At 60.2% G+C, this 15,200-nt stretch carries 15 protein-coding genes; 3 read left to right on the top strand and 12 right to left on the bottom strand.

The features are described 5' to 3' along the window. Positions 1-33 precede the first annotated feature (33 nt). A complete protein-coding gene (gene queF / locus AC27VO_RS08435; RefSeq protein ID WP_488666257.1) occupies positions 34-882 on the top strand; it encodes an NADPH-dependent 7-cyano-7-deazaguanine reductase QueF in 849 nt (282 codons plus the stop codon). Positions 883-948: 66 nt separating this feature from the next. On the opposite strand, the gene AC27VO_RS08440 is transcribed toward queF, so the two are convergent. The 7 genes from AC27VO_RS08440 to AC27VO_RS08470 all read right to left on the bottom strand — a co-directional run bounded on the left by AC27VO_RS08440 (position 949) and on the right by AC27VO_RS08470 (position 7,429). Then, positions 949-1,857 carry a carbohydrate kinase family protein gene (locus AC27VO_RS08440; protein WP_488666258.1) on the bottom strand — a complete coding sequence of 303 codons (909 nt, stop codon included), beginning with the start codon at positions 1,855-1,857 and terminating at the stop codon, positions 949-951. A 28-nt stretch (positions 1,858-1,885) separates the two neighbouring features. Continuing rightward, positions 1,886-3,172, bottom strand: coding sequence for a zinc-ribbon and DUF3426 domain-containing protein (locus AC27VO_RS08445; protein ID WP_488666259.1), 1,287 nt, complete (start codon positions 3,170-3,172; stop codon positions 1,886-1,888). 88 nt (positions 3,173-3,260) lie between these two features. After that, on the bottom strand, positions 3,261-4,148 hold the full coding sequence (prmA, locus tag AC27VO_RS08450) for a 50S ribosomal protein L11 methyltransferase (protein ID WP_488666260.1): 888 nt from the start codon (positions 4,146-4,148) through the stop codon (positions 3,261-3,263). Between the two features lie 84 nt (positions 4,149-4,232). Continuing rightward, entirely contained in the window at positions 4,233-5,591 is a 1,359-nt protein-coding gene (accC, locus tag AC27VO_RS08455) for an acetyl-CoA carboxylase biotin carboxylase subunit (RefSeq protein ID WP_488666261.1), read from the bottom strand. Between the two features lie 84 nt (positions 5,592-5,675). Continuing rightward, a complete protein-coding gene (accB, locus tag AC27VO_RS08460) occupies positions 5,676-6,140 on the bottom strand; it encodes an acetyl-CoA carboxylase biotin carboxyl carrier protein (protein ID WP_488666262.1) in 465 nt (154 codons plus the stop codon). A gap of 135 nt (positions 6,141-6,275) precedes the next feature. Further along, the gene (locus tag AC27VO_RS08465; RefSeq protein WP_488666263.1) at positions 6,276-6,830 is read right to left on the bottom strand and encodes a TlpA family protein disulfide reductase; all 555 of its coding nucleotides are present in this window, start codon (positions 6,828-6,830) and stop codon (positions 6,276-6,278) included. Continuing rightward, complete coding sequence (locus tag AC27VO_RS08470) at positions 6,827-7,429, bottom strand: hypothetical protein (protein ID WP_488666264.1); 603 nt, start codon at positions 7,427-7,429, stop codon at positions 6,827-6,829. Before AC27VO_RS08470 ends, AC27VO_RS08465 begins: the two co-directional genes overlap by 4 nt. Positions 7,430-7,702: 273 nt before the next feature. On the opposite strand from AC27VO_RS08470, the gene mpl reads away from it, so the two are divergent. Then, entirely contained in the window at positions 7,703-9,106 is a 1,404-nt protein-coding gene (gene mpl / locus AC27VO_RS08475) for a UDP-N-acetylmuramate:L-alanyl-gamma-D-glutamyl-meso-diaminopimelate ligase (RefSeq protein WP_488666265.1), read from the top strand. 89 nt (positions 9,107-9,195) lie between these two features. Here mpl and AC27VO_RS08480 read toward each other — a convergent pair whose 3' ends face one another. The 5 genes from AC27VO_RS08480 to rodA all read right to left on the bottom strand — a co-directional run bounded on the left by AC27VO_RS08480 (position 9,196) and on the right by rodA (position 14,363). Continuing rightward, on the bottom strand, positions 9,196-9,507 hold the full coding sequence (locus tag AC27VO_RS08480; protein WP_488666266.1) for a hypothetical protein: 312 nt from the start codon (positions 9,505-9,507) through the stop codon (positions 9,196-9,198). A 216-nt stretch (positions 9,508-9,723) separates the two neighbouring features. Further along, on the bottom strand, positions 9,724-10,878 hold the full coding sequence (locus AC27VO_RS08485; protein ID WP_488666267.1) for a 3-deoxy-7-phosphoheptulonate synthase: 1,155 nt from the start codon (positions 10,876-10,878) through the stop codon (positions 9,724-9,726). Between the two features lie 316 nt (positions 10,879-11,194). Further along, positions 11,195-12,655 (bottom strand): metalloprotease TldD, encoded by a 1,461-nt coding sequence (gene tldD / locus AC27VO_RS08490; protein WP_488666268.1) that lies wholly within the window; start codon positions 12,653-12,655, stop codon positions 11,195-11,197. Positions 12,656-12,710: 55 nt separating this feature from the next. Next, positions 12,711-13,055: a YegP family protein gene (locus AC27VO_RS08495; RefSeq protein WP_488666269.1), complete on the bottom strand. Its 345-nt coding sequence runs from the start codon at positions 13,053-13,055 to the stop codon at positions 12,711-12,713. Between the two features lie 135 nt (positions 13,056-13,190). After that, positions 13,191-14,363, bottom strand: a complete 1,173-nt coding sequence (gene rodA, locus AC27VO_RS08500) for a rod shape-determining protein RodA (protein WP_488666270.1) — start codon at positions 14,361-14,363, stop codon at positions 13,191-13,193. A gap of 83 nt (positions 14,364-14,446) precedes the next feature. Here rodA and AC27VO_RS08505 point away from each other — a divergent pair, with 83 nt between their 5' ends. Beyond that, positions 14,447-15,031: a YqiA/YcfP family alpha/beta fold hydrolase gene (locus tag AC27VO_RS08505; RefSeq protein WP_488666271.1), complete on the top strand. Its 585-nt coding sequence runs from the start codon at positions 14,447-14,449 to the stop codon at positions 15,029-15,031. Positions 15,032-15,200 lie beyond the last annotated feature (169 nt).

The raw sequence follows: 15,200 nt of genomic DNA on the forward strand, positions 1-15,200 counted from the left end.
TTGTACAGCAAGCGCTGACAGCTACCAAAATCTATGAATACACCTGAACAATCCCAGCTGGGTAAAAGCTCTGCCTACGCCGATCAGTACGACCCCAGCCTGCTCTTTCCCATTCCACGCAGCGGCAAACGCGAAGAAATTGGTGTCAGCGGTGCGCTGCCATTTTTTGGCGCAGACCTGTGGACGGCGTTCGAGCTGTCCTGGCTGAATGCGCGTGGCAAGCCCCAGGTGGCACTGGCGCACTTCACCATCCCGTGCGAGACGCCCCACATCATCGAGAGCAAATCGTTCAAGCTCTACCTCAACAGCTTCAACAACAGCCGCTTTGAGAGCATTGACGAGGTGCAGGCACGCCTGCGCGAAGACGTGAACGAAGCCCTGTGGCGCGGTGCCCCAGCACGCCAGTCATCTGCGGGCGTGCGCGTGATTGCGCAAGAAGCGTTTGAGCTGCAGAAAGTGCAAGAGCTGCCCGGCCTGAACCTGGATCGCCTGGACATTGAGTGCAGCGACTACACCCCCCGCCCCGATCTGCTGCAGGCCGACCACGAGAACCCACCCGTGAGCGAAACCCTGGTCAGCCATCTGCTCAAGAGCAACTGCCTGGTCACCGGCCAGCCAGACTGGGGCAGCGTGCAAATCAGCTACACCGGCCCCGCCATCGACCAGGAAGGGCTGCTGCGCTACATCGTGAGTTTTCGCAACCACAACGAATTCCATGAACAGTGCGTAGAGCGCATCTTCATGGACATCACCCGCCAGTGCCAGCCCCTGAAGCTGAGCGTGTATGCCCGCTACACGCGCCGCGGCGGGCTGGATATCAACCCACTTCGCACCAGCCACCCCATGGCTTTGCCACAAAATACGCGCACATCCCGCCAGTAGCTTGCGCTTGCAGCTATAAAAAAAGGAACCCGAGGGTTCCTTTTTTGAGTCACAGTGTTGCGCGGCTCAGGCCGTGAATGTCGCGGGGTCAAAGTCCAGCGTGTAGTTCTGCGGGCCCTTGGCAGCCACCTTGATGGCGCCCACGCGGTTGCCCAAAGCGGCGCACATGGCCAGGGACCAGCCCTTTTCCAGACCGAACAGCAAGGCACCGCGCCAGGCATCGCCGCAGCCTGTAGGGTCGACCACCTGCTGTGCCTTCACGGGGGCCACCAGCGTCTTTTGGCCCTGCTCCCAGACTTCACAACCTTGCTCACCCAGTGTGACCACCAGGCCTTGCACCTTCATCGACAGCGCCGCCAGATCCAGCCCCGTGCGGTCGCACAGCATTTTGGCTTCGTAGTCGTTCACCGTGATCCAGGTGGCTTGGTCCACAAAGGCCAGCAGCTCCTGACCATTGAACATGGGCAGGCCCTGACCGGGATCGAACACAAAAGGCACGCCTGCCGCCTTGAACTGGGCCGCGTGCTGGATCATCGCATCACGCCCATCGGGCGAGACGATACCGACGGCCGCGCCTTCGCTGCCATCGATCACGTTGACGTGGGCTTCGGTCATGGCGCCGGGGTGAAAGGCGGTGATCTGGTTGTTGTCCAGATCCGTCATGATCATGGCCTGGGCGGTATAGGTGCCCGTCAGCTGCTTCACATAACGGGTCTCAATGCCTTGAGACTGCATGCGTTCGATGTAGGCCGCACCATCTTCGCCCACCGTCGCCATGGTCAGCGGCTGGCCGCCCAGCAGCTTCAGGCTGTAGGCAATGTTGCCGGCGCAGCCACCAAAGTCACGGCGCAGCGATGGCACCAGAAACGACACATTCAGGATGTGCAGTTGCTCAGGCAAGATTTGGTTCGCAAACTTGCCTTCAAAGCTCATGATGGTGTCAAACGCCAAAGAGCCACAAATGAGGGCCGACATAGTCAAATTTCCGTTCTTACAATAAAAATCAAGGGTAGAAGGCCATGACCCGGTATCCGGATACCGGCAAATTCAGGCTTTGCGTCATCACAGGCAAAGTGCCATTCCATTCGCTGCGCCCCGCCAGTTCGGCCGGCGCACCAATTTCCGCCAGATCCAGTACCTTGCGCACCAGCACCTGGTCTTGGCCATCGGTCAATGTCAGCTCCACCGCCGGGGTGGCCACGGCCAGCGCGGACTGGTTCTGAATGCTGACATCCAGGCGATAGTGGTTGGGGCGTGCATCGTGCGCAAACGAGGAACCCGTCAGCACCACCGATGCGATGTGCTTGCGCGGCGCCAGCTCACAGCGCAGCGCCACGCACATGGTGGCAAACACCGGGCGCCATGCAGGCTTCCAGGCCAGCAGCGTATTGCGCTCATGGATGGCCACCTGCAGCAGCAACGCCAGCGGCAGCAAGATCACCAGCATGCCCATGGCAAAGCGCACGGCAGGTTTGCTCCACCACGCTTTGCGCTGTGCCTGCTTCACAAAATCAGGGATGGGCGCTTCAGCGTCCTCATCCGTGTCCAGCGCCTGCGGCCCGGGCTGCGCAACAGCCTCGCTGCCATGCAGCGCCGGTGACAAGGGTACAGCGGGAGCTTCCTGCATGGCCTCTGCCTCAGCAGGCTGCTGCGGATCCAGCGCGGGCTCGTCTTCCCAAGCATCCACAGGGGCCAGCGCATCCTGCGCCTGCTGCGGCTCGCTCGCCTGCGGCACATCCAAGACAGGCTCGGTGGACAGGGCTGGCTCTTCCAGCTGAGGCTCTCGGTGTTCGGTGACGTTTTGCAGACGCTGCGCAATAGACGCTTCGCGCCATGTCTGATCGTCGTGCGCCAAAGGCGCATCCAGCCACGCTTCGTCCTGTCCGGGCGGCGGCGCGGGTAATTCGTAGCCTGGTGCAGCGCGCTCTGGCTCTGGCTCTGGCTCTGGCTCTGGCTCTGGCTCTGGCTCTGGCTCTGGTTCTGGTTCCGGTTCTGGTTCCGGTTCCGGTTCCGGTTCCGGTTCCGGCAAAGTATCAACCGCCCAGGAAGGCAATGCTGCCTCTATCGGCTCCGCAGTGCTTACGGCAGCCACGGTCGCAGCAACCACGGCAGGCTGTGCAGCCACTACCGCAGCAACCGGTGCTGCCTCGGCCATGGGCTCCAGAGCCTGGGAAGCATCAAACACTTCTTGGCAGCGACCACAGCGCACCCATCCATCGGAGATGCGCAATTGATCGGCCACCACGCGAAATTTGGTGCCGCAAGAAGGACAGCAGGTAATGAGGCTCATCGAGCGTCGATTGTAGGAGCAGCCGCTGCCCGCATGCCAGAACACCCTCGGCGGGGTGTACCCGTCATGCGTGCAACCGCACGCAAAGTCAGGCCTTGTGGGCCGTCATCAAGATCCAGCCGTCTTCGCTGTCTGCGACATCCAGCTGGATATATGGTGCATAGGCTTCCTTGAGCTCATCGGCCTGGCGCTCCAGAATGCCCGCCAGCACCAGGTGACCACCCGCTTGCACATGGCTGACCAGCAACGGCGCCAGCATCTTCAGCGGCGTGGCCAAGATATTGGCCAGGACGGTCTGGTATTGACCCTTGGCCTTGTCAGGCAGACCGGCGTTGAGCGTCACTTCATTGGCTTGCGCATTCAATTCGCACGAAGTCACTGCATCTTCATCGATGTCCACGGCATCAATGTCCACGGCACCAAACTTTGCGGCGCCAATGGCCAAAATGCCTGAGCCACAGCCGTAGTCCAACGTACGGCCCAGCGTGCCCTTAGGCTGCTTGGCAATCCAGCGCAGGCACATGCGTGTCGTGGGGTGGGTGCCCGTACCAAACGCCAGACCGGGGTCCAGGCGGATGCTGACCTTGGCGCCTTCTGGCAGTTCATGCCAGGTAGGCACAATCCAGAACTCCGGGGTAATGTCCACAGGCTGGAATTGCGACTGGGTCAAACGCACCCAGTCTTGCTGCTCCACCTCCTGGATACCCAGCACCTGGCAGCCCGCAAAAAAGTCCTGCAGCTGCAGCAAAGCCTGAGCTTGCGCGGCGGCCGTTTCATCGGGGAACAGCGCCACGATGCGGCTGCGGTTCCAGCCTTCCTTGGGTGCAGGCATGCCGGGTTCGCCGAACAGCGGCTGCTCCGAATCGGTCTGGGCATCCATGTCCTCGACCGATACGCTCAGCGCATCCAGTGCATCGAGCGCATCGCTCACATCTTCTACCCGCTCTTCCGGGCACATTAGGCTGAGCTCATGCATGAGGCAGTTCCTTCAAGCTTTTAAAAACGAAATGCTGGCCCCCGTTACCAAGGGCCAGCATAGCTGGTCGTGACCGACAGAGATTTAGCGCTTCTTGCGCTGCTCCAGCCAGTGTTCCAGATAGTGAATATTGGTGCCGCCTTCAGCGAACTTGGCATCCACCATCAAATCCTGGTGCAAAGGCACATTGGTCTTGATACCTTCGACCACCACTTCCGACAGGGCGGTGCGCATGCGGGCCAGCGCCTGCTCACGGGTGTCACCGTACACAATCAGCTTGCCGATCATGGAGTCGTAGTTTGGTGGCACAAAGTAGTTGTTGTAGACGTGGGAGTCCACACGCACGCCGGGGCCACCAGGCATGTGCCACATGCTCACGCGACCAGGCGAAGGCATGAAGTTGTAGGGGTCTTCCGCGTTGATACGGCACTCAATGGCGTGACCGCGCATCTGGTTGTTGATTTCACGCTGGGTGAAAGGCAACTTTTCGCCAGCGGCCACCATGATTTGCGTACGCACGATGTCCACACCGGTGATGAATTCGGTCACAGGGTGTTCCACCTGCACGCGGGTATTCATCTCGATGAAGTAGAACTCACCGTTTTCGTACAGGAACTCGAACGTACCCGCACCACGGTAGTTGATCTTCTTGCAAGCAGCCACGCAGCGCTCGCCCACCTTCTCCACCAGACGGCGGGGAATACCAGGTGCAGGTGCTTCTTCAATCACCTTCTGGTGGCGACGCTGCATGGAGCAGTCGCGCTCACCCAGATACACGGCATTCTTGTGCTGGTCAGCCAACACCTGAATTTCGATGTGGCGGGGGTTCTGGAGGAATTTCTCCATGTACACCGCAGGATTGCCGAAAGCCGCACCGGCTTCTGCCTTGGTCATCTGCACTGCATTCACCAAAGCTGCTTCAGTGTGCACCACGCGCATACCACGGCCACCGCCGCCGCCAGCGGCCTTGATGATCACAGGGTAGCCAATGGCCTTGGCAATGCGCTTGATCTGCGCAGGATCGTCTGGCAGTTCACCGTCAGAGCCGGGCACGCAGGGCACGCCAGCCTTGATCATGGCTTGCTTGGCCGACACCTTGTCACCCATGATGCGGATGGACTCGGCAGTAGGGCCAATGAACTTGAAGCCGCTTTGCTCCACGCGCTCGGCAAAGTCCGCGTTTTCCGACAGGAAACCGTAGCCGGGGTGGATCGCCTCAGCATCCGTCACTTCTGCCGCCGAGATGATGGCAGGCATGTTCAGGTAGCTCAAAGGAGACGCTGCAGGGCCGATACACACGGCCTCATCGGCCAGCTTGACGTACTTGGCGTCACGGTCGGCCTCGGAGTAGACCATTACGGCCTTGATGCCCATCTCGCGGCAAGCGCGCTGGATGCGCAGCGCAATCTCGCCCCGGTTGGCAACCAAAATTTTCTTAAACATGGAAGTCCTCGTTGTTCACCGCCCCTTGCGGAGCGAATCGTTCAATCCGTCCAGCCTGCGACACAGCACAGACTCAGGCAGATATCACTCAATCACGAACAGCGGTTGTCCGTATTCCACGGCTTGGCCGTTGTCGGCCAGGATGCGGGTCACGGTACCCGACTTGTCAGCCTCGATCTCGTTCAAGATCTTCATGGCTTCGATAATGCAGATGGTGTCGCCTTCCTTGACGCTATCACCCACTTCAACGAAAGCCTTGGCTCCGGGGCTGGCAGCGCGGTAGAAGCTACCGACCATGGGCGACTTCACTTGGTGACCGGTCACTGCAGCCGCAGCGGGGGCAGCCTGCTCTGCAGCAGGCGCAGCAGCAACTGGGGCAGCAGCGGCTTGCACGGGAGCAGCTTGCACGGGGGCAGCAACAAACTGCTGCACCACGTTACCACCGCTCTTGACGATGCGGACTTTGCCCTCTGCCTCGGTGATTTCCAATTCCGAAACGTTCGATTCGGACACCAAGTCGATGAGGGTCTTGAGTTTACGCAGATCCATGGAAGCTCCAACGGCTAAAACTAAATAAGGGCGCGAATTTACCCTAATTTCAGCCTTCTGCGCGCTTTGAGAGATATTTTTCGCTATCGCCAAAGCGGTTTTTTGATCCAAACACCGTCTTTGTGCATGCCAACGCTAGACAAATGATGCCCATTGGGCCAGATCTTGTTCGGAGAGTTCACCGATTTTACGCTGTTGTGGGCGGCCCTGGGCATTGAACATGATCGTGAAGGGCAACCCTCCGTTGATATTGCCCAAGCTACGTGTCAGCGTCACCCCGCCCGCCCCCGCCAGTGCTACTGAAAAATCCAGCGGCTGGCGAGCCAGCCATTTGTTCACCGCAGCCGCCTGGTCCACGGCAATCCCCAGCACCCGGATCGCGTGCGCCCCGCGCGCTGCCTGGGCTTTGGCAAAAGTGTTGATCAGCGGCAGCTCGCGCACACAAGGGGGGCACCACGTGGCCCAGAAGTTCACCAGCAGCGGCTGTCCGCGCAGGGTGGACAGCGCCAACGGCGTGCCATCTGGCTGCTGCAGCTGCAAATCCCAGAAAGCCTGCACCGCCGCGTCGTTGCCGGAGGGACCTTCACTCTGATGCCATGCCACCCAAGCACCGCCCGCCGCAGCCGCCAGCGCTACACCACCCGCCAACCAGCGGCGGCGCTCGGTCGAAAAAGCCGTCTGCTGTGTCATTGGGCCACCTCTGTCTGGAGCAGCTGGCGCAGCGCAGCCGTGTCGCCGCGTTGCGTGCGGCCCTGGGCATCGGCCTTCAAAGCGCCCCGCAAATCGTCATAGTCATAGACCATCAAGTGCACGCCCACAGTCTCGCCCAGCGGGGCGCACAGGCTGCTAATGCTCAGCGCATCCACGGTTTCGCCGTTGAATCCCGTCACTTCGGTCACGTCGTAGCGCACGTTGTGGTTAATGAGCGCAATTTCTGCGGACTTCGAGTCATCACAGAACAGCCCTATATAGATATCCGAGGTGCGCGTGGCCGTACCACGCCACACGGCCCCGGCCAGGTGCGGGCGGAACTCCTCCATCCGCTCCATCCACACCAGTGCCATCTCCCGCAGGGCCCGCAACTCCTGGGGCTGGGTATCAGCGCAGAACAGCGCAATGTACTCACGCACCGCGGCCTCCAGCGTGTCGTTATCCGGCAGCGCCGTGCGCGCCGGCAGACCCAGCTGCTTGATCGCGCGGCGCTTGGCCGCCCCCCACTCCAGCCCCTCCTCCACCACCATGCGGGCGGCGGTATGGGCGATTTCTTGTGTGACAGATGATACGTGCATGCCTTGGGTGTCTGGTAATACGTGCCAGCCGCCATTATGGGAAAAGCACGACAACCCCATGGCACGCCCAGCACTGCCAACCGCGAGCTCTTACAAAAGCTACGAAAACAAGAGCTGAAAGCGCTTTCCAAACTTGAATTACAGATCAATTCCACACCCATAATCAGTGAACACCTGCGCAAACAGCTCCTTTTTCAGGAGTCACACGCCATTTGCAAATGCTTGCGCACCGCCCCACGCCCAGCCCGGGCCTGCGCTTTAGAATGCCCAGCCATGCATATTCATATCTTGGGCATTTGCGGCACCTTCATGGGTGGTGTGGCCGCACTGGCACGCGAAGCGGGCCATACCGTTACCGGCTGCGACGCGGGCGTTTACCCCCCCATGAGCGACCAGCTGCGTGCCTTGGGCATTGAGCTGATTGAAGGGTTTGGCACCGAGCAACTCGCGCTCAAGCCCGACATGTATGTGATCGGCAACGTCGTCAGCCGCAAACACCAGGAAGACGGCAGCGCCAAATTTCCGCTGATGGAAGCCATCCTGGATCAAGGCCTGCCCTACACCAGCGGCCCCCAGTGGCTGAGCGAACACGTGCTGCAAGGCCGCCACGTGCTGGCCGTGGCCGGCACCCATGGCAAGACCACCACAACCTCCATGCTGGCGTGGATTCTGGAATGCGCAGGCCTGACCCCTGGTTTTCTGGTTGGCGGCGTACCACTGGACTTTGGCGTCTCGGCACGCCTGGGTGCGCTGGCCAGCGGCCAGGAACGCCCACTGTTTGTGATTGAGGCTGACGAATACGACACCGCCTTCTTCGACAAGCGCAGCAAATTTGTGCATTACCGCCCTCGCACGGCGGTGCTGAACAACCTGGAGTTCGATCACGCGGACATCTTCCCGGATCTTGCTGCGATTGAGCGCCAATTCCACCATCTGGTGCGTACCGTACCCGCATCCGGTCGCGTAGTGTTCAATGGCCTGGAAGAAGCGCTGGCACGCGTGCTGCACCAGGGTTGCTGGAGCGAGCAGCGCACATTCGGCGCTGCCGTGAGCGATTTCACCGCCGAAGGCACACACCACGCCTTTGATGTCCTGCAGCAGGGCCGTAAAGTGGGACGTGTGGAGTGGGCGCTGAGCGGCGAGCACAACCAGCTCAACGCCCTGGCAGCCATCACGGCGGCCGAGCACGTGGGCGTCAGCCCCGCCGTGGCCGCCGAAGCACTGGGCCGCTTTCAGAACGTCAAACGCCGCATGGAGCTGCGCGGCAGCGTGGCTGGCATCACGGTGTATGACGACTTTGCCCACCACCCCACGGCCATCCGCACCACGCTGGACGGCCTGCGTCAGCGCGTGGGCCAGCAGCAGCGCATCCTGGCGGTGTTTGAACCTCGCAGCAACACCATGAAGCTGGGCACCATGAAGGCCCAGCTGCCGTGGTCGCTCAAGGAAGCGGATCTGGCTTTTTGCCATACCGCCGGCCTGGACTGGAACGCGGCAGAAGCGCTGCAAGCCCTGGGCGATGCCGCTTTCACCGCCGACAATATTGACACTGTGGTTGCACAGGTCATGGCCCATGTACGCCCGGGCGACCAGATCGTGTGCATGAGCAACGGCGGCTTTGGTGGTATCCACGGCAAACTGCTCAGCGCCTTGCAAGCCCAATTTGGCACGGCCTAACAGCCATCGCCCCACAAAAAAACCGACTGCATGCAGTCGGTTTTTTTGTGCTTGCCGCAAGCCCCAATGGCAGCAGCAGCTGGATACGCTTAATAGCTGACCGTCATCGCTGACACATCCACCTTGATGATGGGCCGCCCCAGCACGGCATGCGTGGCACGCGCATAGGCATGAAACCAGGTCTCGTCGCCCATGCGCCGCGCACCGGCTTCGCGCGCTACCACCAGCACCTTGTCCGCCAGCAGCACCTTGCCGCTGGGGCGCAGGGGCTCGCAATCCAGGGTGGTAAACTGCTCATCCAGCCAGCGACGCGCTTCTTCATTGCCCATGGGGGGCAGGCGATCCACATCCGCGCGAAATTGCTGGTCTGCGCTCCATTGCACGATGACTTCACTGATCATGTGGCACCTTTCTGAATAAGCCTGCGCTGCGATAAAAAGTATCGCTACAGCTTAACGAACGCAGGCTCCAAAGTTAAGGGGTGATGTACCGGAATCACCACATAAATTAGTGAAAAAATAAGAGCTAACAGCACAACACCAGAAAGCGATAGGCCGCAAAGTCACCCCAAAGACATTCGCTGCATAAGCTGGGGGATGCCTCGGCGTGCAGCCCCCTTAAACAGCCAGTTCCGCCTGTGTTTGGCCCACCAGATTGCGACGAGTCTGCACGGCAGTGGACAACTGCTCCAGCACGTCCAGCGTGTCATTCCAGCCAATGCAGGCATCGGTGATGCTCTGGCCGTAGTTCAGCCCGCAGACATCGTCTTTACCAGGCGTGAACTTCTGCGCACCGGCGACCAGGTGGCTCTCCAGCATCACCCCGAAAATGCGCTTGGAGCCCGCCGACATCTGCGCGGCAATGTCTGCCACCACATCCTTTTGGCGCTCGTGCTGCTTGAGGCTGTTGGCGTGGCTGCAATCAACCATCAGGCTGGCAGGCAAACCCGATTTACTCAGGTCTGCACACGCAGCTTCCACATTCGCAGCATCGTAGTTCGGTGTTTTACCGCCGCGCAAAATGACGTGGCAGTCCGGATTGCCCGCTGTGTGCACGATGGCCACCTGGCCATTTTTGTGGACAGACAGAAAGTGGTGACCATGGCTGGCCGATTGGATCGCATCCGTGGCAATGCGGATATTGCCGTCCGTGCCGTTTTTGAAGCCAATGGGCGCCGAGATGCCGGAGGCCAGTTCGCGGTGAATCTGGCTCTCGGTGGTGCGTGCACCAATGGCGCCCCAGCTGATCAGATCGCCAATGTATTGGGGCGAGATCACATCCAGGAATTCGCTGGCCGCAGGCACACCCAGGCGGTTGATATCGATCAGCAGCTGGCGCGCAATACGCAGGCCTTCGTCGATGCGATAGCTGCCGTCCAGGTAGGGGTCGTTGATCAGCCCTTTCCAGCCCACCGTGGTGCGGGGCTTTTCGAAGTACACGCGCATCACCACTTCCAGCGTGTCCTTGTACTGCTCGCGCACATCGGCCAGGCGACGGGCGTAGTCCAACGCGGCAGCAGGGTCATGGATAGAACAAGGCCCCACGATCACCAGCAGGCGGTCATCGCCGCGCGCATGCATGATGTTGCGAATGGCTTCACGCGTCTGCGCAACCTGCACTTCCACGGCGGTGCCGTGAATGGGGAAAAAGCGAATGAGGTGTTCTGGTGGTGGCAGCACGGTGGTGTCCTTGATACGTTCGTCGTCGGTGTGTCCTGTCTTGTGGTTGACCGAGCTGCGATACCAAGCTTCGCCATAGGTGTGTGCTGTCATGACTGCCTCTTCGTTGAATGAATCGTGTGGGTATAAAAAAACCGCCGGGCTTTTCAGCTTCGGCGGTTTTGTGGGAGGGTGTTCGTGTGTTCGAGCGTTTGCCTCTCATCCGCCATGGACCGAGAACCAAAAGTAAAAATAGAAAGCGCTACGAACTTGCATAGCGGATGACTTTAGCACCGCAGATAGTGCACTGCAACACAAGCGCTACCACGCATTCAGGAAAATTCCAAAAATACAAACAAAAAAGGCCGATTCAAGAGAATGAATCAGCCTTTTTAATTTTCAATGCATGAATCCTGCAAAACAATTCAAATTAAGCAGTACCACCCACGGTGAGGCCATCGATGCGCATCGTGGGCTGACCCACGCCCACAGGCACGCTCTGGCCTTCCTTGCCACAGGTCCCCACACCGCTGTCCAAGCGCATGTCGTTGCCGATCAGACTGACCTTCTTCATGCACTCAGGGCCATTGCCCACCAAGGTTGCGCCCTTGACGGGGTACTGGATCTTGCCATTTTCAACCCAGTAAGCCTGGCTGGCCGAGAACACGAACTTGCCGCTGGTAATGTCCACCTGGCCGCCACCGAAGTTGGTGGCGTACAGCCCCTTCTTGATGGAGGCAATGATTTCCTGCGGGTCCTTGTCGCCCCCCAACATGTAGGTGTTGGTCATACGAGGCATGGGCAGGCTGGCATAGCTTTCGCGGCGGCCATTGCCTGTGGGCTTAACCCCCATCAGGCGTGCATTCAGCGCATCCTGGATGTAACCCTTCAAGATACCGTCCTCGATCAGCACATTGGCCTGCGTCGGGCAGCCTTCATCATCGACGTTGAGCGAGCCGCGGCGGTCTGCCAGCGTGCCGTCGTCCAGGATGGTGACGCCCTTGGCCGCCACGCGCTCACCAATGCGGCCGCTGAAGGCGCTTGAGCCCTTGCGGTTGAAGTCGCCCTCCAAACCATGGCCCACGGCCTCGTGCAGCAGCACGCCAGGCCAGCCAGGGCCCAACACCACGGTCATCTCGCCCGCTGGGGCTGGGCGCGAATCCAGATTGATCAGTGCCTGCTCCACCGCCTCGTTCACATAGGTGGTGATTTGTTCGTCGCTGAAATACGCCAGGCCAAAGCGGCCACCGCCGCCGGACGAGCCCACCTCGCGGCGGTAGCCTTGCTCCGCAATCACAGTGACCGACAATCGCACCAGTGGACGCACATCGGCCGCCAGCGTGCCATCGGCACGAGCGACCATGACCACGTCGTACTCGCTGGCCAAGCCGGCCATCACTTGCACAATGCGGGGGTCTTTGGCGCGCGCCAGTGTTTCCACCTTGCCCAACAGCGCCACTTTTTCGGTGCTGTTCATGCTGGCAATCGGATCAATGCCAGGGTAGAGGGTGCGCGAAGGCGCAATCGTGGTTTTGGGAATCCTCACCTTGCGCTGCTGCTGGGCGCCAGAGATGGCGCGCACGGTACGGGCAGCGTCGAGCAGCGAGGCTTCGGAAATATCGTCGGAATAGGCGAAAGCGGTCTTTTCCCCGCTGACAGCCCGCACACCCACACCTTGGTCGATGGAGAACGAGCCGGTTTTTACGATGCCTTCTTCCAGACTCCAGCCCTCGGCACGGGTGTATTGGAAGTACAGGTCAGCATCGTCCACCTGGTTGGCGCGGATTTCCGCCAGCGCGCGCGACAGGTGGGATTCATCCAAGCCAAAAGGCTCAAGCAGCAGTTGCCGGGCCGTGGCCAAGCGCTCGATGGTGGGTTCGCGAGAGATCATGGCAAGCATTTTAGGCAGCCTGCCATGTCCCCGCCACCGGATGGCTTGTGCAGCCTTAGGCGGCTGCGGTCGTTTGGTCGTCCAGCACGGCATCGGCCGCGTTTTTCATGACCGAGGCCACACCGTTGTCACGCGCTGCGGTGGTGGTGTACATCTCGCTTTGGCCAATCACCTGGCCATTGGTGGCCTTGAGGGTGAAATAAGGCGAGCCATCCTTGGCAGTCAGCTTGTCAAAACGCGCTTCCACCACGCCGTTCTTGCGTACCGACTCAATGCCATTGAGCGCGCTGGGCTTGGCTTCGTACATTTCACTGGCCAGAATCGTCTGCCCGTTGGCAGCCAGCAGATTGAAAAAGAATTTACCGTTCTTGGATTTCTTCAGCGCGTACTTAGCGGCCATAGGGCACTCCTCGGATGGGTTGTGATGTGGGCACGGCCCGAATTCCCAAGGAATCTCCAGCGACAGCGCCCAGTGCGCATTTGTACGCCAAACGGCCGTGCACCCAAGCATCGGCCGTCGGATCCTGACCAAGTTTTACAAAGTATGTTTGGGCTCCGCCAGCGACAACCGTTGCGAACGCGCCACCGACATCAGCACGCCCAGCGCCAAGCCCAGCGTCACCATGGCCGTGCCGCCATAGCTGACAAAAGGCAGCGGCACACCCACCACGGGCAAGATGCCGCTGACCATGCCCATGTTCACAAAGGCATAGGTAAAGAAAATCATCGCGACAGCGCAGGCCATCAGGCGGCCAAACAGGGTTTGCGACTTGGCCGCAATGGCCAGACCACGCCACACCAACAGCAAGAAACCGACGATCAGCGCCACATTCCCCAACAGGCCGAACTCTTCGGAATAGGCGGCAAAGATGAAGTCGGTGGTGCGCTCAGGAATGAACTCCAGGTGGGTTTGCGTGCCCGCCATGAAACCCTTGCCCCAGACACCGCCCGAGCCGATGGCGATCATGCCCTGAATGATGTGAAAGCCCCGACCCAGCGGGTCCCGCATCGGGTCCAGCAAGGTGCACACGCGCGTGCGCTGGTAGTCGTGCAGGAAGTACCAGCTTTGGCCATCCACGCACAGCCAGGGCTCGTTCCAGATCAGCCAGGTAATGCCAATCACCCCCAGCACCACCGGTGGCACCACCAGCTTCCATGGCAGACCGGCAAAAAAGATCACCGCCAGGCCCGCAGCCATCACCAGCAGCGAGGTGCCCAAGTCCGGCTGCTTCATGATCAGCGCCACCGGCACCATCAGCAGCACAAACGCGATCAGAAAATCCATGGCACGCAGCGCGCTTTCGCGGCGGTGGAACCACCAGGCCAGCATCAGCGGCGCCGCAATCTTCAAAATTTCGGAGGGCTGAATCACCACGCCCACATTCACCCAACGGGTGGCCCCTTTTTTGGTGATACCAAACAGCAGCACCGCCAGCAGCAGCAACACCCCAGCGGTGTACAGCGGCACGGCCACCATCATCAGCCGCTGCGGCGGCACCTGCGCCACCACAAACAAGATGCTGGCTGCCAGCAGCATGTTGCGTCCGTGATCGACAAAACGTGTGCCATGGTCATATCCTGCGGAATACATCGCCAGCAGACCGATGGCAGCGAGCCAGCCTATGACGAGCAGCAAAATAGGATCAAAGCCGCGAAACATCGGCAAGATACGTTGAAGAATATGGGGCTTATCGAATTCGGCGGACATAGCGCGCAATTATCCGCTGAGCGCTCCGCCTACCGCCATCGACCTGTGGCCTGCACCCCAAATTTGTGAGGAACCCCAGCACCATGCCCACCACCCACCTGCTGTATTTGCACGGTTTTCGCTCGTCGCCGCAGTCCGCCAAGGCACGCACCATGGCGCACTATGTGCAAACCCAGCACCCGGGCGTGACGTGGCTGTGCCCGCAACTGCCCCCGTCCCCCAAGGAGGCGATGGCGCAGGTCATGGCCCAGGTGCAGGATTGGCCCAGCGCCCAAATGGCCGTGGTCGGCTCGTCGCTGGGCGGCTACTACGCCACCTGGGTGGCGCAGAAAAAACAGTGCAAAGCAGTGCTGCTCAACCCCGCGGTCTACCCAGACCGCTCGCTGGAGCAGCACATCGGCCAGCAAACCAGCTGGCACAACCCCGAAGAAGCCTTCTTCTTTCAGCGCGCCTACATCCAGGAGCTGCGTGACCTGGCAGTGCACGCGCAGCGCGCACCCGCCGCACAGCTGGGCATTTTTGCCAAGGGTGACGAGGTGCTGGACTGGCGCGAGATGGCTGCACGCTACCCGCAGGCCGAGCAAGTCATCCTCGAAGGCGGTGACCATGCCATCAGCGACTTTGAGACCCATCTGTCACGCATCCTGGACTTTCTGGATCTGGCCTGAATTAAAAACATGAGCAGCCAGAGCTGATCAATCATTTGATTGCATTTGTTTTCTATTTGAAAACGAGGAAATTCCAGCGATAGCTGCTTCCATTTTCATACTCCCCACACCCCATGCACGCACCGGCAGGCAAACACCTGCGGGGGAAATTCGCGGCATGGGACAATCG

It is taken from the genome of Comamonas sp. 14P8.1.4 (assembly GCF_057799285.1).

Coding starts and splice junctions, on each gene's coding strand:
- queF (WP_488666257.1), top strand. CDS start 34: ATGAATACACCTGAACAATCCCAGCTGGGTAAAAGCTCTGCCTACGCC.
- AC27VO_RS08440 (WP_488666258.1), bottom strand. CDS start 1,857: ATGTCGGCCCTCATTTGTGGCTCTTTGGCGTTTGACACCATCATGAGC.
- AC27VO_RS08445 (WP_488666259.1), bottom strand. CDS start 3,172: ATGAGCCTCATTACCTGCTGTCCTTCTTGCGGCACCAAATTTCGCGTG.
- prmA (WP_488666260.1), bottom strand. CDS start 4,148: ATGCATGAGCTCAGCCTAATGTGCCCGGAAGAGCGGGTAGAAGATGTG.
- accC (WP_488666261.1), bottom strand. CDS start 5,591: ATGTTTAAGAAAATTTTGGTTGCCAACCGGGGCGAGATTGCGCTGCGC.
- accB (WP_488666262.1), bottom strand. CDS start 6,140: ATGGATCTGCGTAAACTCAAGACCCTCATCGACTTGGTGTCCGAATCG.
- AC27VO_RS08465 (WP_488666263.1), bottom strand. CDS start 6,830: ATGACACAGCAGACGGCTTTTTCGACCGAGCGCCGCCGCTGGTTGGCG.
- AC27VO_RS08470 (WP_488666264.1), bottom strand. CDS start 7,429: ATGCACGTATCATCTGTCACACAAGAAATCGCCCATACCGCCGCCCGC.
- mpl (WP_488666265.1), top strand. CDS start 7,703: ATGCATATTCATATCTTGGGCATTTGCGGCACCTTCATGGGTGGTGTG.
- AC27VO_RS08480 (WP_488666266.1), bottom strand. CDS start 9,507: ATGATCAGTGAAGTCATCGTGCAATGGAGCGCAGACCAGCAATTTCGC.
- AC27VO_RS08485 (WP_488666267.1), bottom strand. CDS start 10,878: ATGACAGCACACACCTATGGCGAAGCTTGGTATCGCAGCTCGGTCAAC.
- tldD (WP_488666268.1), bottom strand. CDS start 12,655: ATGATCTCTCGCGAACCCACCATCGAGCGCTTGGCCACGGCCCGGCAA.
- AC27VO_RS08495 (WP_488666269.1), bottom strand. CDS start 13,055: ATGGCCGCTAAGTACGCGCTGAAGAAATCCAAGAACGGTAAATTCTTT.
- rodA (WP_488666270.1), bottom strand. CDS start 14,363: ATGTCCGCCGAATTCGATAAGCCCCATATTCTTCAACGTATCTTGCCG.
- AC27VO_RS08505 (WP_488666271.1), top strand. CDS start 14,447: ATGCCCACCACCCACCTGCTGTATTTGCACGGTTTTCGCTCGTCGCCG.